At 71.1% G+C, this 19,764-nt stretch carries 18 protein-coding genes; 10 read left to right on the top strand and 8 right to left on the bottom strand.

The window, feature by feature from the left end; genetic code table 11:
* Positions 1-171: 171 nt before the first annotated feature.
* The 3 genes from OG787_RS15690 to OG787_RS15680 all read right to left on the bottom strand — a co-directional run bounded on the left by OG787_RS15690 (position 172) and on the right by OG787_RS15680 (position 2,797).
* Complete coding sequence (locus tag OG787_RS15690) at positions 172-1,131, bottom strand: squalene/phytoene synthase family protein (protein WP_405535522.1); 960 nt, start codon at positions 1,129-1,131, stop codon at positions 172-174.
* A 5-nt stretch (positions 1,132-1,136) separates the two neighbouring features.
* Positions 1,137-2,102, bottom strand: coding sequence for a hypothetical protein (locus OG787_RS15685; protein ID WP_369036677.1), 966 nt, complete (start codon positions 2,100-2,102; stop codon positions 1,137-1,139).
* An 86-nt stretch (positions 2,103-2,188) separates the two neighbouring features.
* Positions 2,189-2,797, bottom strand: coding sequence for a YceI family protein (locus OG787_RS15680; RefSeq protein WP_405535521.1), 609 nt, complete (start codon positions 2,795-2,797; stop codon positions 2,189-2,191).
* A 100-nt stretch (positions 2,798-2,897) separates the two neighbouring features.
* On the opposite strand from OG787_RS15680, the gene OG787_RS15675 reads away from it, so the two are divergent.
* Both OG787_RS15675 and OG787_RS15670 read left to right on the top strand, forming a co-directional pair.
* Positions 2,898-3,752 carry a helix-turn-helix domain-containing protein gene (locus OG787_RS15675; RefSeq protein ID WP_369036679.1) on the top strand — a complete coding sequence of 285 codons (855 nt, stop codon included), beginning with the start codon at positions 2,898-2,900 and terminating at the stop codon, positions 3,750-3,752.
* 151 nt (positions 3,753-3,903) lie between these two features.
* A complete protein-coding gene (locus OG787_RS15670; protein WP_369036680.1) occupies positions 3,904-4,740 on the top strand; it encodes an oxidoreductase in 837 nt (278 codons plus the stop codon).
* Between the two features lie 26 nt (positions 4,741-4,766).
* On the opposite strand, the gene OG787_RS15665 is transcribed toward OG787_RS15670, so the two are convergent.
* Positions 4,767-5,879: a pyridoxal-phosphate dependent enzyme gene (locus OG787_RS15665; protein WP_369036681.1), complete on the bottom strand. Its 1,113-nt coding sequence runs from the start codon at positions 5,877-5,879 to the stop codon at positions 4,767-4,769.
* Between the two features lie 378 nt (positions 5,880-6,257).
* On the opposite strand from OG787_RS15665, the gene OG787_RS15660 reads away from it, so the two are divergent.
* From OG787_RS15660 to OG787_RS15635, 6 genes are all read left to right on the top strand, one after another.
* Entirely contained in the window at positions 6,258-7,430 is a 1,173-nt protein-coding gene (locus tag OG787_RS15660) for a DUF4190 domain-containing protein (protein ID WP_405535520.1), read from the top strand.
* A gap of 183 nt (positions 7,431-7,613) precedes the next feature.
* On the top strand, positions 7,614-8,366 hold the full coding sequence (locus tag OG787_RS15655; protein WP_369034945.1) for a GntR family transcriptional regulator: 753 nt from the start codon (positions 7,614-7,616) through the stop codon (positions 8,364-8,366).
* A 422-nt stretch (positions 8,367-8,788) separates the two neighbouring features.
* Entirely contained in the window at positions 8,789-8,971 is a 183-nt protein-coding gene (locus OG787_RS15650; RefSeq protein ID WP_105968232.1) for an SPOR domain-containing protein, read from the top strand.
* A gap of 24 nt (positions 8,972-8,995) precedes the next feature.
* Entirely contained in the window at positions 8,996-9,412 is a 417-nt protein-coding gene (locus tag OG787_RS15645) for a (deoxy)nucleoside triphosphate pyrophosphohydrolase (RefSeq protein ID WP_369034944.1), read from the top strand.
* 157 nt (positions 9,413-9,569) lie between these two features.
* Positions 9,570-10,001 carry an ATP-binding protein gene (locus OG787_RS15640; RefSeq protein ID WP_369034943.1) on the top strand — a complete coding sequence of 144 codons (432 nt, stop codon included), beginning with the start codon at positions 9,570-9,572 and terminating at the stop codon, positions 9,999-10,001.
* Between the two features lie 306 nt (positions 10,002-10,307).
* Positions 10,308-13,046: a SpoIIE family protein phosphatase gene (locus tag OG787_RS15635; RefSeq protein WP_405535519.1), complete on the top strand. Its 2,739-nt coding sequence runs from the start codon at positions 10,308-10,310 to the stop codon at positions 13,044-13,046.
* 174 nt (positions 13,047-13,220) lie between these two features.
* Here OG787_RS15635 and OG787_RS15630 read toward each other — a convergent pair whose 3' ends face one another.
* Positions 13,221-14,717 (bottom strand): hypothetical protein, encoded by a 1,497-nt coding sequence (locus OG787_RS15630; protein ID WP_405535518.1) that lies wholly within the window; start codon positions 14,715-14,717, stop codon positions 13,221-13,223.
* A gap of 163 nt (positions 14,718-14,880) precedes the next feature.
* Here OG787_RS15630 and OG787_RS15625 point away from each other — a divergent pair, with 163 nt between their 5' ends.
* Together OG787_RS15625 and OG787_RS15620 are read left to right on the top strand one after the other, a co-directional pair.
* The gene (locus OG787_RS15625; protein ID WP_369034940.1) at positions 14,881-15,186 is read left to right on the top strand and encodes a hypothetical protein; all 306 of its coding nucleotides are present in this window, start codon (positions 14,881-14,883) and stop codon (positions 15,184-15,186) included.
* Entirely contained in the window at positions 15,183-16,205 is a 1,023-nt protein-coding gene (locus tag OG787_RS15620) for a phosphotransferase family protein (protein ID WP_369034939.1), read from the top strand. The genes OG787_RS15625 and OG787_RS15620 overlap by 4 nt, the downstream gene beginning before the upstream one ends.
* Here the strand turns inward: OG787_RS15620 and OG787_RS15615 are convergent.
* Genes OG787_RS15615 through OG787_RS15605 form a run of 3 tightly spaced genes read right to left on the bottom strand, consistent with a single transcriptional unit; the run spans position 16,200 to position 19,752 of the window.
* Positions 16,200-16,994: a succinate dehydrogenase/fumarate reductase iron-sulfur subunit gene (locus tag OG787_RS15615; protein ID WP_369034938.1), complete on the bottom strand. Its 795-nt coding sequence runs from the start codon at positions 16,992-16,994 to the stop codon at positions 16,200-16,202. The genes OG787_RS15620 and OG787_RS15615 overlap by 6 nt on opposite strands.
* Entirely contained in the window at positions 16,991-18,931 is a 1,941-nt protein-coding gene (locus OG787_RS15610; protein WP_405535517.1) for a fumarate reductase/succinate dehydrogenase flavoprotein subunit, read from the bottom strand. Before OG787_RS15610 ends, OG787_RS15615 begins: the two co-directional genes overlap by 4 nt.
* Entirely contained in the window at positions 18,931-19,752 is an 822-nt protein-coding gene (locus OG787_RS15605) for a hypothetical protein (RefSeq protein WP_405535516.1), read from the bottom strand. Before OG787_RS15605 ends, OG787_RS15610 begins: the two co-directional genes overlap by 1 nt.
* Positions 19,753-19,764 lie beyond the last annotated feature (12 nt).

The following is a 19,764-nucleotide window of genomic DNA, read 5'->3' as shown; positions in this document are numbered from 1 at the left end:
AACCGAATGCTCCGCGTTACGGCGCGCGTTGAGCTGCGTCACGCTCTAAACGGAGCGCAGACCCGAACGGCTCACGTGAGCCGCGTCACACGGCCTGGACGGAGCGGACGTGGTCGTCGGCGGGTTCGCGTGCTGATGAACCGCCCCCCGGGTTCTTGACGAATATGCAGGTCAAATGGGGTCGACTCCTCCGGGAGCCGACCCCTTCCTGTCTCCCGTGATGCGTCCGGCGCTTCTCGCGGTGCGGCGGGCATCCCGTAGGACCCGCAGCGTGCCCAGCAGCGGAGGGCTCGCTGAACCGTGGAGCAGCGCCGCTCCGCGTGCCAGTGCCGCGTCGGCGGTCAGGAGTTCGATCTCGACGAACGCGTTCAGGAGTGCCCGGCCGGGGGCCGGGACCTGGGCGGGCAGTTCACGGGCCGCCTCCAGGGCGATCAGGGCCGCCCCGACCTCGTGTTCCACCAACTCGCGCAGGCCCGGCGGCTCATGGCCCGCCGCGAGGTCTTCCGGTGTGACCGAGAAACGCGCCAGCGTCCGGGCCGGGATGCCCGGCCGCCCTTCCGCGATGTCCTCGGCGAGATCGTTGACGAAGTCCAGCCGTTGGCTGCCGTCGATGAGTGTCCGGCACATCGCCCGGTACGGGCCGTCGTCGTCCTCAGGACCCAGCAGCACGGCCACCAGCATGAAGGCGGGCAGCGAGTAGGCGTCCACGTAGGCCTGGTAGTCGGCCTCGGAGTCGAAGCCGGTGAACTCCAGCTCGGCGCCGGCGGTGGCCAGATACTCCTCGACCGCACCCCGAAGCCGTGGATACGCGGCGACGGTGTGCAGCAACGTGCGGATCAGCGGATCGTCGGCCACCCCCGTCTCCAGCGCCTTGCGCACCCGCTGCTCCCAGGACGCCCACGCCGCGATCCGCTGCGGCTTCGGGCCGGTGTCCAGCAGGTTGTCCGCGTGGTGCATCACGGCCGTCGCCGCCACCACGTGCGGCAGCACCGACGGCGGCAGCAGCAGACGGGCCGCCAGGTAGGAACTGCGGCGGAACCGTGCCACCAGCCGGCGCGCTTCGCCGTAGTCGTTCCGCAGCTGCGGTGTCCGGACCCCGGCCGCGGTCAGGCTCCGCTGCCATGTGCGCATCCCCGTCACCATCCCGGGCAGTCGTAGCGCCCCAGCTCCAGCGGGGTGCACTCCAGCATGCCGGTGACGTTGAACTCGTACACCTGCTCGGGGTGTGCCGCGATGCCGTGCACCGTGAAGCCCTTGCCGTTGTTCGTGATGTCCTGCGTGTGGGTTCCGTCCGAGTCCACGTAGGTGACCTCGAAGGCCTTCCAGGTGCAGTCCTTCGTCCCGGACGTGACCTGGATACGCAGGCCTCCAGGGGTGGCGCCGTTGCCGAGGTCGATCTTCTTGTGCGCGAAGTACGGCTCGCCGTACGCCTCTTCGTCCTCCCCGGTCAGTACGGGGACGCTGGTGGAGCGCGTCACGTCGAAGAGCATTCCGTCGTAGCTGCCCCCGCCCTCACCGTGCGTGATGATCACGGTGTTGGCCTTGGCGGGGGTGCACCGGACGTCCTTCATCCGCATACCGTTGACGACGAGGGCGGCCTTCCGGTCGCTGATGAGGTCCGCCAGCCATGCCTCGGAGTAGCCCCACCACTGCGCGTCCGTCGAGAGGCGCCAGACGTCGGTGTAGAAGACGCCACGTCCGTGATGGGCCTGGCTGATCGGACGCAGGTCCCGGGACGCGCCCAGGATCTGCTGCTTCTCCTGACCGGAGAACGGGGCGTTGTAGAGCGAGGCCTCGCCGTTCTCGGTGTCCTGCCGGACACTGGCGGAGAACGCGGGCCCCGTCCTGTCGACCTTGTCGTCGGCCTCGCTCGCCACCTTCGCGTCGTGCTCCGAGGTCAGCCAGTCGACGCCCTTCGTCAGCAGGAACAGCACGAGCGAGCTGACGACCACCCAGCCCACGCTGATGCGGACCTTCCGGTTCCGTCTGTGCCGGTCCGTGTCCGCCGCGTCGGGGAGGACACTCTCGATCACCTCGTCCACGAACGACGAGGACGCGTCGGCATCCGTGGGGTTGGCGTCCGCCGTGGTTCTGTCTGGCATGCGAGCAGCCTTGAGGGTAAGTGGCCAGGTGCAAAAGGGAAGTTGATGCTATGCCACGCCTCCGAGTGCCCCCGCACCCGTGACCGTCAGTCGTCCGTACCCTCCGTACTCTCCGTGCCCTCCGCGCCCTCCGGTCCGATGAACTGCATGTCCAGATGGATCTTGACCGCGTCGCTGAGGAGACCGGTGCCGAAGTCCAGGCCGTAGTCGCTGCGGCGGATCTCGCCCGTCGCCTCGAAGCCGGCGTGGTTTCGCCGGTCCACGGGGAAGACCGCCACGCCGCCCAGCTCGACGGCGAACGTGATCGGGCGGGTCACGTCCCCGATGGTCAGGTCGCCCTCCATCGTCCAGTCCTCGTCCGCCCCGGACACACGGGTCGAGCGGAACGTCATCGTCGGGCGCTTCTCCACGTCGAGCAGGTCGGCCGAGCGGGTGTGCGCGTCGCGGTCGGGGTTGCCGGTGTCGATGGAGGCGAGGGCGATCTCGGCGCTCACCCGCACGTCGGCGGCCGTCTCGCCGACGTACAGGACCGCCTTCAGGTCGGTGAACCGGCCGCGCACCTTGGTGATCCCGAGATGGCGGATGGTGAAGTTGGCGGCCGAGTGGAGGGTGTCGAGTTCCCAGTCGCCGGGGGAGAGGGGCAGATCGCTGACGGAAGTGGCGGCGGTGGTGTTCGTGGCGTTGTCGTTGCTCATGGCCTCAGCGTGTGGGCCCCGCGGCGGGAGAGGGAGGCCGGGCCAAGGGTGGTAGTGGCAGGGCCATCCTCCGCGGTGGCGCCCGCTGTACGTTCGACACGTGAGCGCCAACGAGTTGGGCACCTTCCTGCGCACCCGCCGCGAGGCCGTCACCCCCGCCGAGGTGGGGCTGCCCCCGGGCGCCCGCCGTCGTACACCAGGGCTGCGCCGGGCCGAGCTGGCCACTCTCGCCGGTATCAGCGTCGAGTACCTCACCCGGCTCGAACAGGGCCGCGACCGCAACCCGTCGCCCCAGGTCCTCGCCTCGATCGGCGAGGTCCTGCGGCTGCCGACGGCGGACCGTCTGCTGCTGCACCGCCTGGCCAAGGAACACGGAGAGGGCCAGTCGGTGTGCCGGACGGTCACCGCACCGCTGGTGCGCACGGTCCGCCCCACCCTCCGGGCGCTCCTCGACGGGTTGGAGCCCGCGCCGGCCGTTCTGCTCAACTGGATGGGCGACATCGTGGCGTACACCGAGGGCTACGAGCGGTACGCCCGCCCGCTGGGCCTGCTCGACGGGGATCCGCCCAACGTCCTGCGGTACCTGTTCACCGACGACCGGGCCCGCGCGGTCTACCCGGGATGGGAGCGGCAGGCCGACGAACAGATCGCCCACATGCGCGACGAGACCTCCCTGAACGACCCCCATGTGACCGCCCTGGCCGAGGAACTCGCGGCGGCCGGGGCGCCGTTCAGGGACCGGCTCACCGCCGTTCCGGTCACACCCGCCCGGTTCGGGACCGAGCTGGTGGACCACCCGGAGGCGGGACGACTGCGGCTGTCGTACGAGACGCTCGTACTCCGCGACGAGGGCCGGCGACTGGTGGTGCACATCCCGGCCGACGAGGCCACGGCGACCGCCCTCGACCGCCTCAACGGCCGCAGGCCGGGCGCGCTGCGGGCGGTGAGCGGCTGAACCCCGGTCGACGCCTCGCCGACCAGGGACTTTATTCGGCCCTGTGAAGGCGTACGCCACCCTACGGAAGCCGTGCTCCCTCTAGGCTGCTCCCCGAGCTTGTCAACAGTCGGGGCAGTGAGCGGACAGCGGTCAAAAGGGGGCTGACCTCATGAGCAGGGTCTGGTTCATCACCGGTGCGAGCAGTGGCTTCGGGCGGGCCGTCGCCGAGGCGGCGGTCGCCGCGGGCGATGTGGTCGTCGGTGCCGCACGGCGTACGGGCGCCTTGGACGGCTTTGTGGCCGCCCATCCCAAACAGGTCCAGGCACTGCGCCTGGACGTCACCGACCTGGCCGCGATCCGGACCGCCGTGGAGGACACGGTCGCCTGGCACGGGCGGATCGACGTGCTCGTCAACAACGCGGGGCGTACACACGTCGGTGCCTTCGAGGAGACCACCGACGCCGAACTCCGTGCCCTGTTCGACCTGCATGTGTTCGGACCCGCCGCGCTCGTACGGGCTGTACTGCCGCACATGCGGCAACGGGGCTCGGGCACGATCGTGCAGATGAGCAGCGCGGGCGGGCAGGTGTCCACGCCGGGCTTCGCGGCGTACAGCGGAACGAAGTTCGCGCTGGAGGGCATGTCCGAGGCGCTCGCGGCGGAGGTCCGCGGCTTCGGGATCAAGGTGCTGATCGTCGAACCGGGCGTCTTCAGGACCGAGTTGTTCGACAGCGGCCGGGCGGGCACCAGCCGGGACCTCGGCGCCTACACCGCCACGGTCGGCGCGGTCCGGCGCATGGTCGCCGAGAACGACGGCGCCCAGCAGGGCGACCCGGCGAAGGCGGCGGCCCTGATCCTCGCCGCCGTCGACGCCGAACACCCCCCGCTGCGCCTGCCCCTCGGCGACGACGCGGTCACCGCCGTGCTCGACCATCTGGACGGCGTACGGGGTGATGTCGCCGGCTGGGAGAAGCGGACGCGGGCGACGGCGTTCGGGGATGCCTGAGGCTGGGAGCGGTGGATATGCGGATATCAGGCGGGCGCCAGGCCGGTCTTGAGCCCCGCCCCGCACAACGGCACCACCGCCGTGCGCGCCCCGAGCGCCCCCTCCCGTACCGCCGCCCAGCAGGCCACGCCGGTCGACTCCACGTACAGGCCCTGTGACGCCAAGTCCCTTTGCGCGTGCCGGATCTGATCCTCCGTCACCGTGAGGAACGTGCCGCCCGAGTCGCGTACCGCGCGCAGGATCTGGCGGGCGCGGGGCGGGTCGGGGATCGCGATGCCCTCCGCGAGCGTGGGGGAGGGCGGGGGCGGGGCGCTGCCGGTCAGGTCGGTGGCGCCCTCGGCCCAGGCGTGCGCCAGTGGGGCGACCGCGGCGGCCTGTACGGCGTACAGGGCGGGGCGTCGGTCGATGAGGCCCGCCCCGTGCAGCTCGGCGACGGCGAGGGCCGCGCCCAGCAGCAGGGTGCCGTTGCCGACCGGGACGACGATCACCTCGGGGAGCCGGCCGCCCATGTCCTCCCACAGCTCGTGGACGTACGTCTTCGTGCCGTGCAGGAAGTACGGGTTGTAGACGTGGGAGGCGTAGAAGGTGCCCGGGGCGTCGGCCGCCGTACGGGCCGCTGCCGCGGCGGCGTCCCGGTTGCCGTCGACGACCTGGACCCTGGCCCCGTGTGCCTCGATCTGTTCCAGTTTCTTCGCGGAGGTGCCGTCGGGGACGTACACCGTGCAGGGGAGGCGGGCGCGGGCGCAGTAGGCGGCGATCGCGGTGCCCGCGTTGCCGCTGCTGTCGGCGACGACCTGATGCGGGCTCAGCCGGAGGGCGAGTTCGGCGAGGAGTACGGCGCCGCGGTCCTTGAAGGAGAGGGTCGGCATCAGGAAGTCGAGCTTCGCGGAGATGCCGGGGCGGAGTTCGACGAGGGGGGTGCGGCCCTCGCCGAGGGTTGTGGTGGGGGTGGGGAGGGGGAGGGTTTCGGCGTACCGCCAGAGGGAGTTCACTCTGCCGGTGAGGGACTTGAGAGAGGCGGGGGTGGGGGCGAAGTCGAGGTCCAGGGGGCCTTGGCAGAGGGGGCAGCGCCAGGTGAGGGTGCCCGCGGGGACGCGGGTGCCGTCCGTGGGGCAGTAACAGTCCGGCAGTGGGGTCATGCACGCAGAGTAGTTGCGAGCGCGCCCGGTTTCTCCTCGCCCCCGCCGCCCCTACCCGTCCCATTCTCGGGGGCGCTGCCCCCGAACCCCCTTGTCCTCAAACGCCGGACGGGCTGACTGCATCTCCCGGGGGATAACCCCCGGACCCCCAGCAGAAAAGCGGGTTGGCCGAGGTGACCGGCGCGGATGCTGCAAGGCGAGCCCCGGCACCCCAGCCCGTCCGGCGTTTGAGGACGAGGCCGTTCAGGCCGACAGCGGGGGTCTGGGGGCGGCAGCCCCCAGGGATGGGAACGGGTAGGGGCGGCGGGGGCGAAACTCCCCTAACATGCGCCAAGTCGTACGTCAGTTCCCACCACCCCGACGAGGAGCCTCCCGCTCGTGGCCATACCCCCGCCCCCTGGACCCGGCCAGCCGCAGCAACCCCAGGGGCCCTACTCCCCGTACCAGGGCTACCCCCAAGCCCCTTACGCCCCCTGGGCCCAGGGCTACTCCCCGTACAACCGGCCCACCCCCGTCAACGGCGTAGCCATCGCCTCCCTCGTACTCGGCATCCTCTGCTTCCTGCCCGCCCTCGGCCTCGTCCTCGGCATCGTCGCCCTCGTACAGATCCGCAAGAAGGGCGAGCGCGGCAAGGGCATGGCGATCGCCGGCTCCGTGCTGTCGACCGTCGGGCTCGCCCTCTGGGCGCTGCTCCTCGGCACCGGAGGCCTCTCCGATGCCTGGGACGGGTTCAAGGACGCCGCCGAGGACAGCAACAGCACCTTCTCCCTCGCCAAGGGCGACTGCTTCAACTCCCTGGACGGCTCCCTGGAGGGCTACGCGTACGACGTCGACACCGTGCCCTGCTCCACCGCCCACGACGGCGAGGTCTTCGCCAGTTTCCAGCTCCCGTCCGGCTCCTACCCGGGCGACGACCGCGTCACCGAGATCGCCGACGACAAGTGCTATGCCCTTGAGGACAGTTACGCGATGGACGCCTGGGCCGTGCCCGACGACGTCGACGTCTACTACCTCACTCCGACCCGCCAGAGCTGGCGCCTCGGCGACCACGAGGTCACCTGCGTCTTCGGCAGCGTCGAGACGGACGGCACCCTCACCGGCTCCCTGCGCAAGGACGCGACGACGCTCGACGCCGACCAGCTGACGTATCTGAAGGCGGCCCAGATCCTCAACACGGCGATGGACGCGGAGCCCGTGGAGGAGTACGTCGAGGACGACCTGCCGGGGCACAAGGAGTGGGCGGCGCAGATGGCGGACGCGCTCGACCAGCAGATCGGCCTGCTCACCGAACACCGGTTCGCCGCCACGGCCTCGCCCGGCGTCGCCGCACTCGTGAAGGACCTGCGCAGCGCGCGCCTGGAGTGGGCGAAGGCGGCCGTCGCCACCGACGTGGACACCTTCTACGGCCACTACGACACCGGCTACTCGCTGCTCGACTCCGACCGTACGGTCACCGCGCGCAAGGCGCTGGGCCTCGCGACGACCCCGCCCGATTACGACCCGGAGGGCACCGGCGAGGACACCGGCGGGGACACCGGCATCGATGTGTGACGGCGGCCGGAGCGGGGAGAACGTGCCTGCGCGGCGCGCCCGCGCAGGCACTCGTCCCATGCCCCCGCCATGCCTCCCGGCGACGCAAGTCATCACATCGAGTGATTCCCTGGCCTTTGCTTGCATGTCGCAACCCATGGTTGCCAGGCTGTTGCTGTCTGTACAACCTGATGGGAGCGGCCCGTGACATTCGGTGAGCAGCCGGCCTACCTGCGTGTCGCGGGTGATCTACGACAGAAGATCGTCGACGGTTCGCTGCCACCGCACACCCGCCTCCCCTCCCAGGCCAGGATCCGGGAGGAGTACGGCGTCTCGGACACGGTCGCGCTGGAGGCGCGCAAGGTGCTGATGGCCGAGGGGCTCGTCGAGGGCCGCTCCGGGTCGGGGACGTATGTGCGCGAGCGTCCCGTGCCGCGCCGGATCGCCCGCTCCGGCTTCCGGCCCGACGGCGGAGCGACACCGTTCCGGCAGGAGCAGTCCGACGCGGAGGCGCGCGGCACCTGGGAGTCCAGCAGTGCGCAGACCGAGGCGAGCGGTGCCATCGCCGAGCGGCTCTGTCTGCTGCCCGGCGACCGCGTGATGTGCACGAAGTACGTCTTCCGGGACGCCGGCGAGGTGATGATGCTCTCCACCTCCTGGGAGCCCCTCGCGGTCACCGGTCGTACGCCGGTGATGCTGCCCGAGGAGGGCCCGCTCGGCGGGATGGGCGTCGTCGAGCGCATGGCGGCCATCGACGTGATCGTGGACAACGTCACGGAGGAGGTCGGCGCCCGCCCCGGCCTCGCCGAGGAACTACAGGCCCTGGGCGGTGTCCCCGGGCATGTGGTGCTCGTCGTGCACCGCACCTACTACGCCTCGGGGCGCCCGGTCGAGACGGCCGACGTCGTGATCCCCGCGGACCGCTACCAGGTCGCGTACCACCTGCCGGTGAAGTAGCTCCGCCGCTCGCCGAATCCGCTCGCTGATTCCGGTCTCCGATTCCGGTCCCCCGTTCCGGGAAACCGCCCGCCCGCCCCCGATCCCGTGAAGTAGCCCACACGCAGGGGCGGTTGACTTCTCGAACGCTCCCCTCTTCACCGCTGCCCCGCCAACCACCGCCGCCCACCGGGCCGTTGGATTCTGGCCGTTCTCGCAGGTCGCCCCGTGGGGCACGGTGTGCCGCTGACCGGACACACCGTGCCCTTTCGACGGCGCGTTCGATGTCGTGCGCCCCCTGGGCCCTGGCCGGTTGCGTACCTCTTTGTGAAATTCCGTATTCGCTGCGTAAAGGTTAGGCGTAGGGTCGGGCATATGCGGATTGCGGTTTCCTTAGCGGGCGGGGCGCGGCGCAAGCCGGGGGCGGGAAGTGGAGGGGCTCCATGAGCGACGGGACGATCACTCTTCCCTGGCTCGTCATACGGCAGGACGACAACGGCAATCGCTACCGCGTGGGCCGGTACGCGACCCGTGCGGAAGCCCAGAAGATCGCCGACAGCCTCGACGACCGCGGCCACAAGCAGCTCTACTGGGTCGAACGGATCGGGCAGAACGGAACCAGGTGACCCCGCTCCCGTAGGCTCCGGCCCATGACGGAACGGACACCTCCGACCGCGCGGATCGTCGTGGTCGGCGCCGCCCTGCTGCGCGACGGACACCTCCTCGCCGCCCGCCGCAGCGCGCCCCCCGACTTGGCCGGCCGCTGGGAACTGCCCGGCGGCAAGGTCGAACCCGGTGAGACGCCCGAGGGCGCCCTCGTACGCGAACTGCGTGAGGAACTGGGCGTCGACGCGGAACCCGTCGAGCGCATCCCGGGGGAGTGGCCCCTGAAACCGCCGTACGTCCTGTGGGTCTGGACCGCGCGGCTCCCGGCCGGCTCGGCCGAGCCGAAGCCCCTCCAGGACCACGACGAACTGCGCTGGCTGGCCCCGGCCGAGATCTGGGACGTGGACTGGCTGGATCAGGACGTACCGGCGGTCCGGGAAGCGGTCGCCCGGCTCGGCTGAGCCGACGGGGGCGCCGCCGAGGGCATGGGAGGAGTGGGCGGTGTCGAAGGCTCCCGGTGTGCACGCCCCGTACGCCGTTCGTGCCACAGTGCGCCCTCGGAGGCGGTACTGGGCCGTGAATATCGGGTATGTGCCCATTAACCCCACGAAACCGGACATGGGTGGGTCGCTGGCCTGGGAAGTGATCGGCGTGATCGACACCGAAGGCGACTGCGCCGAGTGGAGCTTTCCCGCGGAGCCCGGCGCCGTGCGCGCAGCCCGTGCGGTCGTGCGCGGACAGTTGCGCAGCTGGGGGCTCGACGCCCTCGGTGACATCGCCGCCCTGCTGGTCAGCGAGCTGGTGACCAACTCCCTCAGGCATGCCACGGGCCCCATCGGCGTACGGCTGGTACGGCCCGCCGGGATCTCCGCCACGCTCCTGGTCGAGGTCTCCGACCCGCTGCCCGACCTGCCCTGCGAGCGTGCCGCCCGGCCCGACGAGGAGGGCGGCCGGGGACTCCAGCTGGTCGCCCGCTCCTCCAGCCGCTGGGGCACCCGCCCCGCCGACGCGGGCAAGACGGTGTGGTTCGAGCTGTCGGTACCGGGCTGAGCGAGGGCGGAGCGGACCCGTGCACGGAGAGCGACGAACCGTGCGCCGGTGTGAACATCGGCTGTACGCCCGCCCCTGAGCTGTCGACCTTGTGGTTCAGGCCACTGGCAGTTGTCGTCGATCGGGGTTCGACGGGTACTCCCCTGGTTAGAAGACTGGGAGTGTTGTCGCGGGCCGGTCCGAAAAGCATCGGGATTGTCCCGTGATCGTGAACACCGTGTTGTGGGGCGCCGTAGTGCTGGATACTGCGGGCAGCCGCCCCCGGTGACCGGTGCCGGACGCGGTGAGCTGGAGGGGACGGTTCGCGTGAGCGAGATACCAGCGAAGGCCACGGAGTCCAAGGACCCGTCGGGCGGCGCGAGTGCGGGGGCCGCGGGTGATGCCGCGGCCGGTGCGCCACGTCGTGCGACGGGTGTCAGGAGTTCCGCGGACGGTGACGCGATACGCGATGCGACACGTGAAACCACGCGTGGCACCATGGGCGGGCCGGTGCGCGATACGACACGTGACACCGCGCAGGACTACGCGCGTGACGTGACAGGTGACCCCATGTGGCAGAGCAGCCCGCCCGGCTCGATCTACGACTACATCAAGGTGGCGTCGTTCTCCATCGGCCCCGACGGCCTCGTCGACCAGTGGAGCCTGCGCGCCGAGAAGATCTTCGGCATCCCCGCCGGGCGCGCCGTGGGCATGGACCCCATCGAGGCGTTCATCGACCCCGATCTGCGCGAGCGCGGCCAGCGGAAGATGGCGGAGATCCTCGACGGCCGGGAGTGGACCGGCGTCGTGCCGTTCCGTGTCCGCGAGTCCGGGCCGGGTGAGGACGGTCCGCGGGAGGGCCTCGCCGAGGTCTATGTGATGCCGACGCGGACGGAGGAGGGCGAGAAGGCCGCCGTCTGCATCGTCGTCGATGTCCGGACGCTGCGTCAGATCGAGACCGACCTCGCCGCTTCGCAGGCGATATTCGGACAATCTCCGTTCGGCTTCCTGCTCATCGACACCGATCTCCGCATCCGGCGCGCCAACCAGCGCTTCGCCTCGATCTACGGCGGCACGGTCGACGACCACCGGGGCCGTGGTGTCTACGACTACCTGCGCTCTCCCGAGGCCGAGCGGGTCTCCGCGACGCTGCGCCGGGTCCTGGAGACCGGCGACTCGATCACGGACATGCACATCACCGGCTTCGTGCCCGGCTCCGACGAGCGCCGGCACTGGTCGGTCAACCTGTACCGCGTGCACAGCGGCTCCGGCCGCCCCATCGGTGTCGCCTGGCTCGCCCTCGACATCACCGCCCGCCGCGCCGCCGCCCGCGAGGCCGCCGCCGCGCGGCGCAATCTCGCCCTTCTGAACGAGGCCGGCTCCCGCATCGGGAACTCCCTGGACCTGGAAACGACCGCGCGCGAACTCCTCGACGTCGTCGTCCCCGGCTTCTGCGACCTCGCGACCGTCGACCTCTACCAGGGTCTGCTGGCGGGCGACGAGACCCCGCCCGGGCTCGCCGACGGCAGCGCGGAACTCCGCCGAGTCGCCTACGCCAGCGCCGTCTCCGACGCGCCCTTCGCGGGCGGCAAGGCACCCGTCGCCGTCGGCGCCGTGCACCACTTCCCGTTCAACTCGCCCTGCGCGGACGCCCTGCGCACCGCCCGCCCCCAACTCGTCCCCGCCGAGGACAACGGCGCCATCCAGTCCACCCTGGCCGTCCCGATGGTCGCCCACGACACCGTCGTGGGCCTCGCCCAGTTCTCCCGTACGAAGGGCAGCGAGCCGTTCGGTGAGCGGGACCGGGCGCTGGCCTGGGAATTGGCCGCACGAGCGGCTGTCTGTATCGACAACGCCCGCCTGTACCGCCGCGAGCACGAACGGGCCCTGATCCTCCAGCGGTCGCTGCTTCCGCCCGGCGATCCGGAGGCCTCCGGCCTGGACATCGCCTGCCGGTATCTCCCCGGCAACGCGGCCACCGAGGTCGGCGGCGACTGGTTCGACGTCATCGAACTCCCCGGCAACCGCACCGCGTTGGTGGTCGGCGACGTGATGGGACGGGGGCTGCGCGCCGCCGTGGCGATGGGTGAACTCCGCACGGCGGTCCGCACCTTGGCCCTCCTGGACCTCGAACCGGCGGAGGTGTTGTCGGCGTTGGACGAGATCGCGCGCGGCCTCGGCACCCCCGGCGGCGTCCAGCAGGCCACCCGTGCCGCCCGCCAGCCCCGCGACGCCGACCTCTCCGAGGTGTACCTCGCGACCTGCATCTACGCGGTCTACGACTCGGTGACCCGCCGGTGCACCTTCGCCAACGCCGGCCATCTGCCGCCCGTCCTCCTGGAGCCGGGCGAGGACGCGCTGATGCTCGACGTGCCGCCGGGCATGCCGCTCGGCGTCGGCGGCGAGCCGTTCGAGGAGGTCGAGGTCGAACTCCCCGAAGGTTCGCTTTTGGCGCTCTACACGGATGGACTGGTCGAATCCCGCGACCACCCCCTCGACGAGGGACTGCAAGCCTTCGTCGGCGCCCTCAGCGACCCCTCCCAGCCGCTGGAGGACGTCTGCGACCACGTCCTCAACACCCTCGACACCCACCACGGCGAGGACGACATCGCCCTGCTGATGGCACGTGTCCAGGGGCTGCCCGCCGATTCCGTCGGCGACTGGACCCTGCCGCGCGAACCGCGCAGCGTGGGCCGCGCCCGTGAGTACACCCGCACGCAGCTCACCGCGTGGGGCCTCGAACCCCTCATCGACACCACGGAGTTGCTGGTCAGCGAGCTGGTCACCAACGCGCTGCGCTACGGCGAGGGCGAGATCAGGCTCCGTCTGCTCCTCGACCGGATGCTGGTGTGCGAGGTCTGGGACGCGGGCCTGGTCCAGCCTCGGCGCCGCCGCGCCCGCGACACGGACGAGGGTGGCCGTGGCCTCCAGCTGGTCGGCCTGCTCAGCGCGGCGTGGGGCTCCCGCAGGACCCCCCGGGGGAAGACGGTGTGGTTCGAGCTGCCGCTTCCCGACGGGGGAACGGTCCTCGCGGACCCGGCGGAGGCGCTGCTGAGTCTGTTCTGACGGACAGACTCGCTCTTACGGAGTTCACGGAGAGTTCTTACGGGGCGCTGGGCGGGGTGCTCGTCAGGTGAGCGCCCACTGTCCTGCCTCGGTGTGTCGTCTTGCGGCTGCTGGTCCGTCGTGGCTGGTCGCGCAGTTCCCCGCGCCCCTTTTGGGGCGCGCCCCCTTGGGGGGCTACCCCCGTCGTGCCCGTGTTGCCGGGCCGCCGAACGAAACCGGTGCGCCGCCTGTCAGGGTGTCCGGGCGGGCGTCCGGTAGGTCGCCGAGGAGGATTCCGCCCAGGACTGCTCCGGCGACGCCGTTCGTGTGTTCGGGGCGGCCGCCGTACGGGTTTCCGTGGGCGCGGATGTCCCGTTCGGCCAGTTCTCGGGCCTGGCGGGCGAAGGTGTCGGCCTCCGCCGGGTCGCGGTCCAGCAGTCGGCGGGCCTCCGCCAGGCGGGTTCGGGCCTCGGCGGCCACCGCGCCCCGGTGTGTGCCGATCAGGCCGTCCGCGTCGGCGGTGGACCCGCGTGCGACGAGCCGGACGGCGCCGGGGACCGCCCCGAGGGGTGCGCACACCTCCGCGACCCGTCGCAGGGCCTCCAGGGGGTCGTAGGGCCCGGCGGCGGCCTCTTCCCGTACGGCGGCCAGCGTGGCCTCGGCGCGGCGGACATGTCCCTCCAGCGCGCCGACGGGCTCCTCCGCCGTCGGCCGCTCCCGTGCCTCCACGACCGCCGCCTCCGCCTCGTCCAGGGCCTCCGGCAGCGCCTGTGCGGCGGCGGCCAGCGCGGACGCGAGGCGGTCGACGCCGTCGACGAACACCTCGGCCTGGGCGATCGCGCCCTCGGCGGCGCGCAGATGCAGCACTGCCCGGTCCGTCTCGCCCAAGTCGGCGGACTGGCGGGCCCTGTTGAGCCCGGTCGTGGCGAACACCAGCCGGTCCTTGGCCTGTTCGACCTGGCCGGAGACGGAGAAGGACGCGGTGGGCGCGTACCGCTCACCGAGGTCCGCCAGGGTCGACCCGGCGGCTCCCGTACGGCCGTTCAGCTCCCGGAAGCGCACCTCGGCGTGTCTCAGGGCGCCGCTCATGTCCTGTTCCAGGGCGCGCAGTTGGTCGAAGCCGGCGGCCTCCGCGTCCAGTCGCCGGCCCGCGTCGACGCACCGCGCGACGATCTCGTCGAGGATGTCCCGGGAGGCGTCCGTAGGGTTGTCGTCGTACGTCTGGCGCAGCTGGAAGGCGGCCGACAGCTCGGCCTCGGCATAGCGCACGGCCTCCGTGAAGGGCGCGACCGCCTCGGCCCCGAACAGCCCCTCCACGAAGCCGAGTTCCTCACGGCTGGTGCGTACGCAGTCGTCGGCCGTGACCAGCGACCTGCGGGCCTGCCGGTCGAGTTCCGGGGCCGGGGGCGGGACCTGGGCGGGCCCGGCGCCGGCGGTCGCGGGCGTGTGGGTCCGGGCCCGGCGTCTGCGGCGGGCGTAGGCGTACGCGGCCACCGCGGTCGCCGTGCCCGCCGCCACGAGGGGCAGGACCAGATCGCCCGTGGAGGTCTCGTCCTCCTGGGCCGCGGTCCCGTGCGCGCTGCCGACCGCCGACACGGGAACCTCATGGTCCGAGTGGTCCGCCGTCACTCCGGGCAGCACCAGCCACATCACCCCGATCGCCCCGCCCAGGGCGGTATGCGCCAGGCGCACGGGTATGTGGGACGCGGCTCGCCGTGGCCGGCCCCTGGTAAGGGAGGGCGTCACATTTGCGAGCGTATGGGGATGATCGCGGAACCGCGACCGGGACGGGGCAGGGGTGGCGGGAGGGGGAGAATGGGTAAGGTCCCGTAGGCATGTTCGAAGGGGGCGGGGGATGCACTGGTACCTGTTGGGGACGGCCGCGCTGATGGCGAGCGGACTGGTCGTGTGCGGTGCGGTGGCGGTCAGGACCGGCTGGGTGCTGCCGTGGCAGCGGCGTCGTGTCGTGCGCCCCGAGATGTGGGGCTACGGGCTGATGCTCTTCGGCGCGGGGCTGCTCGTCCAGATGGCGTACTCGGCGTTCGACGGGCCCGGCAGCTCGGAGACCCTCCATACCGCCGCCTTCATCACCGGCCTGCTGCTGATGATCGCGGGCGCCTGGCTCCAACTGCTGTCCACCCGCCGACGCCTCGACGCGTGACCGGCACGCCCCGCAGGGAACTCACCGCCACCGACCTCGCCCCCCTCACCCGCGCCGCCCTCGGCCCGGCCCGGCGCCTGGCCGGGGTCACCCGGCTGCGCGGCGGCAGCAAGAAGGGCGTCTACCGGCTCGCCCTCGACGACGGCACGACGGCGATCGCGTACGTCTGGTCGCCGGACGAGGACCTCTGGGACGCTGGCCCCGTCGACCACCGCGACCCCCTCGCCCACGCCACCGGCCTCGACCTGTTCACGGCGTGCCACGACCGCCTCGCGGCCGTCGGCGTCCGCACCCCGCGCCTCCTGTACGCCGACCCCGCGCACACCCACCTCCCGGCGGACGCGGCGGTCGTCGAGGACGTACGGGGGCACCCGGGCGGCGGTGACCTGGAGGTGCTCCTGGAGCACGACCCGGAGACCGGCGCCCAAGTGCTGGACCGGCTCGCGGACCTGCTCGGCGTACTGCACGGCACCACCGGACCCCGCCTCGGCAAGGTCGGCCTCGTCGACAAGGGCGGGGTGTCGTACGGGAGTTCGTGCGAGCGGATCCTCATGGACCGTGCGCTGCACGACCTCGACGACCTCGTCGTACGACAGCCACGAGCCGCCGCCCTGCACGGCGAACTGGCGGCCCTGGTACGGCACTTGGCGGCCGAGGTCCGCCCCCGCACCGGACCGCTCCCCCTCATCCACGGCGAACTCGGCCCGGACCACGTCCTGGTGACCCCCGACGGTGAACCGGCGCTCATCGACATCGAGGGACTGCTGTACTTCGACGCGGAGTGGGAGCACGTGTTCCTGCGCCAGCGGTTCGGGACGCTGTACCGAAGCCTGGCTGCTCCGGACCTCGACCCGAACCGGCTGCGCCTCTACCGGCTCGCCATGCACCTCTCGCTGGCCACGGGCCCGCTGCGACTCCTCGACGTGGGCGCGTTCCCGGACCCCGCCTTCATGCGCGAGATCGCCGAGCACAGCCTCGAACAGGTCATCAGCCTCCTCATGAGTCCAGCCTGCTCATGAGCCCGCGCCACGCCTCCTGATCTTCGAGCCCAGCCACACCAGCGGGTCGTACTTGCGGTCAACGGCCCGTTCCTTCAAGGGGATCAGCGCGTTGTCCGTGATGTGGATGCCCTCCGGGCAGACCTCCGTGCAGCACTTGGTGATGTTGCAGTAGCCGAGGCCGTGTTCGTCCTGGGCGGTCTTCTTGCGGTCCAGGCCGGACTCCGCCGCCGCGTCCAGGGGGTGCATGTCGAGTTCCGCGACGCGCATCAGGAAACGCGGGCCCGCGAAGGCGGGCTTGTTCTCCTCGTGGTCGCGGACCACATGGCAGGTGTCCTGGCACAGGAAGCACTCGATGCACTTGCGGAACTCCTGCGGCCGGTCCACGTCCTCCTGCATCATCCGGTACTCACCGGGGCCGAGTTCGGCGGGCGGTACGAAGGACGGCACCTCGCGGGCCTTCGCGTAGTTGAAGCCGACGTCGGTGACGAGGTCCCGGACAACGGGGAAGGCCCGCAAGGGAGTCACCGTGATCGTCTCCTCGCGGGAGAACACCGACATCCGGGTCATGCACAGCAGCCGCGGACGCCCGTTGATCTCCGCCGAGCACGAACCGCACTTGCCCGCCTTGCAGTTCCAGCGGACGGCGAGGTCGGGGGCCTGGGTCGCCTGGAGCCGGTGGATGATGTCGAGGACGACCTCGCCGTCGTTCACCTCGACCGCGAAGTCCTTCAGCCCACCGCCCTTCACATCACCGCGCCACACCCTGAAGCGGGCCTCGTAGCTGCTGCTCACTGCGCTGGTGCTCACTCGTAAAGCTCCTCGTCGGTGAGGTACTTGACCAACTCCTCTTTCTCGAAGAGGGCGAGCAGGTCGGGGCGGACGGGTTCGGTGGTCTCGCGGGTGAGGGCGACCAGGCCGCTCACCGGGTCCGTGGCCGCCAACCCGGCGGCGGGATCGGCGAGTCGGCACAGCAGGTTCACGTTGCGCCACTCGCGGTCCATCGTCGGATGGTCCTCACGGGTGTGGCCGCCGCGCGACTCGGTGCGCTCCAACGCCGCCCGGGCCACGCACTCGCTGACCAGCAGCATGTTCCGCAGGTCGAGGGCGAGATGCCAGCCCGGGTTGAACTGGCGATGGCCCTCGACACCGGCCCGGTGGGCCCGTACCCGCAACTCGGCCAGCTTCTCCAGCGCCTGCGCCATCTCGCCCTCGCGGCGGATGATGCCGACCAGGTCGTTCATGGTCTGCTGGAGTTCCTGGTGGAGGGTGTACGGGTTCTCCGCCGGGCGTCCCTCGTCCTTGCCGGGGGCCGGGCTCTCCGCGGAGAAGGGGCGCAGGGCCTCGGCCGCCGCCTCGTCGATCTGGGGGTCGTCCACGCGCGGCCGGGCGGCGAGCGTGTTGGCGTACTCGGCCGCGTGCAGTCCGGCCCGGCGGCCGAACACCAGCAGGTCGGAGAGGGAGTTGCCGCCCAGCCGGTTGGAGCCGTGCATCCCGCCCGCGACCTCACCGGCCGCGAAGAGGCCCTGGACGTTGCGCGCCGCCGCGGTGTCGGACTCGACCGCGATCCCGCCCATCACGTAGTGGCAGGTGGGCCCGACCTCCATCGCCTCGGCGGTGATGTCGACGTCCGCCAGCTCCTTGAACTGGTGGTACATGGACGGCAGTCGGCGCCGGATCACGTCGGCGGGCATCCGCGTCGAGACGTCCAGGAAGACACCGCCGTGCGGGGAGCCGCGGCCCGCCTTGACCTCGGAGTTGATGGCGCGGGCCACCTCGTCGCGGGGGAGCAGTTCGGGGGGTCGGCGGTTGTTGTCCGGGTCCTCGTACCAGCGGTCGCCCTCGGCCTCCGACTGGGCGTACTTCTCCTTGAAGACGTCCGGGATGTAGTCGAACATGAAGCGTTTTCCGTCGGAGTTGCGCAGCACCCCGCCGTCGCCACGGACCGACTCCGTGACGAGGATGCCCTTGACCGACGGGGGCCAGACCATGCCCGTCGGGTGGAACTGCACGAACTCCATGTTCAGCAGCGGCGCCCCGGCGAGCAGCGCCAGCGCGTGGCCGTCGCCCGTGTACTCCCACGAGTTCGACGTCACCTTGAAGGACTTGCCGATGCCACCGGTCGCGATGACGACGGACGGGGCTTCGAGGACGAAGAAACGGCCCGTTTCGCGCTCGTAGGCGAAGACACCGGAGACGCGGTCACCGTTCTTCAGCACCCTGGTGACCGTGCACTCCTGGAAGACCTTCAGCCGGGACTCGTAGTCGCCGGTCTCCTTCTTGTCCTGCTGCTGGAGGGAGACGATCTTCTGCTGGAGGGTGCGGATGAGCTCCAGGCCCGTGCGGTCACCGACGTGCGCGAGGCGCGGGTACTCGTGGCCGCCGAAGTTGCGCTGGGAGATCCGGCCGTCCTTCGTCCGGTCGAAGAGGGCGCCCCAGGTCTCCAGCTCCCAGACCCGGTCCGGCGCTTCCTGCGCGTGCAGCTCCGCCATCCGCCACTGGTTGAGGAACTTGCCGCCGCGCATGGTGTCGCGGAAGTGGACCTGCCAGTTGTCGTGGCTGTTCACATTGGCCATGGCGGCGGCGATCCCGCCCTCGGCCATCACCGTGTGCGCCTTGCCGAAGAGGGACTTGCAGATCACGGCCGTACGGGCGCCCCGCTCGCGTGCCTCGATGGCGGCGCGCAGTCCCGCGCCGCCCGCGCCGACCACGACGACGTCCCATTCCTGCCGGTCGACGACAGACATCAGAAGAACCTCGGATCATCGAAAGCGCCGGAGGCGACCAGATACACATAGAAGTCGGCGAGCGCCACGCTCACCAACGACGCCCAGGCGAGCAGCATGTGACGGTCATTCAGCTTCCCGACCCACTGCCAGGCGCGGTAGCGCACGGGATGCTTGGAGAAGTGCTTGAGCTTGCCGCCGACGATGTGCCGGCACGAGTGGCAGGACAGCGTGTACGCCCAGATCAGCGTGATGTTGAGCAGGAAGACCAGCGAACCGAGGCCCATATGGCCCCAGTTGTAGTGCTCGTCGCGGAAGGCCAGGACCGTGTCGTAGGTGAGGATCCCGGCGACCACGAGGGCCGCGTAGAAGAAGTACCGGTGCATGTTCTGGAAGACCAGCGGGAAGCGGGTCTCACCCGTGTACTTCTTGTGCGGTTCCGCGACCGCGCAGGCCGGGGGACTCGCCCAGAAGCCCCGGTAGTAGGCCTTGCGGTAGTAGTAGCAGGTCAGGCGGAAGCCCAGCGGGAAGATCAGGATGATGATCGCGGGGGAGATGCCCCACCAGGCGCCGAAGAGGTCGGCGTTGGGGCCGTGCCGCATGGGCGCGCAGTTGTCCGCCAGACAGGGCGAGTAGAACGGCGAGACGTACGGGGCCGCGTAGTAGTCGGCGTTCGCGAACGCCCGCCAGGTCGAGTACACGATGAACGCCAGCAGACCGGCCGCCGTGGCGGCGGGCGCCAGCCACCAGCGGTCGGTCCGCAGGTGCGGGGCGTCGATGGCGGCGCGTGTACGGGTGCGTACACCGCCGCTCTGAGGATGGGGTTCCGTATCGGTGGCCAAGGAGAACTCCGG

This window comes from Streptomyces sp. NBC_00075 (assembly GCF_045041225.1).
Lineage (GTDB): Bacteria > Actinomycetota > Actinomycetes > Streptomycetales > Streptomycetaceae > Streptomyces > Streptomyces adonidis.
The sequence above is the reverse complement of the archived record's forward strand: the minus strand, read 5'-3'. Positions and strand labels throughout refer to the sequence as shown.

Bases quoted from the DNA above. Each gene is read 5' to 3' on its own strand.
- OG787_RS15670 (WP_369036680.1), top strand. From the start codon at position 3,904: ATGAGCAGGGTCTGGTTCATCACCGGTGCGAGCAGTGGCTTCGGGCGG.
- OG787_RS15650 (WP_105968232.1), top strand. From the start codon at position 8,789: ATGAGCGACGGGACGATCACTCTTCCCTGGCTCGTCATACGGCAGGAC.
- OG787_RS15685 (WP_369036677.1), bottom strand. From the start codon at position 2,102: ATGCCAGACAGAACCACGGCGGACGCCAACCCCACGGATGCCGACGCG.
- OG787_RS15610 (WP_405535517.1), bottom strand. From the start codon at position 18,931: ATGTCTGTCGTCGACCGGCAGGAATGGGACGTCGTCGTGGTCGGCGCG.
- OG787_RS15680 (WP_405535521.1), bottom strand. From the start codon at position 2,797: ATGAGCAACGACAACGCCACGAACACCACCGCCGCCACTTCCGTCAGC.
- OG787_RS15640 (WP_369034943.1), top strand. From the start codon at position 9,570: ATGGGTGGGTCGCTGGCCTGGGAAGTGATCGGCGTGATCGACACCGAA.
- OG787_RS15690 (WP_405535522.1), bottom strand. From the start codon at position 1,131: ATGCGCACATGGCAGCGGAGCCTGACCGCGGCCGGGGTCCGGACACCG.
- OG787_RS15625 (WP_369034940.1), top strand. From the start codon at position 14,881: ATGCACTGGTACCTGTTGGGGACGGCCGCGCTGATGGCGAGCGGACTG.
- OG787_RS15665 (WP_369036681.1), bottom strand. From the start codon at position 5,879: ATGACCCCACTGCCGGACTGTTACTGCCCCACGGACGGCACCCGCGTC.
- OG787_RS15645 (WP_369034944.1), top strand. From the start codon at position 8,996: ATGACGGAACGGACACCTCCGACCGCGCGGATCGTCGTGGTCGGCGCC.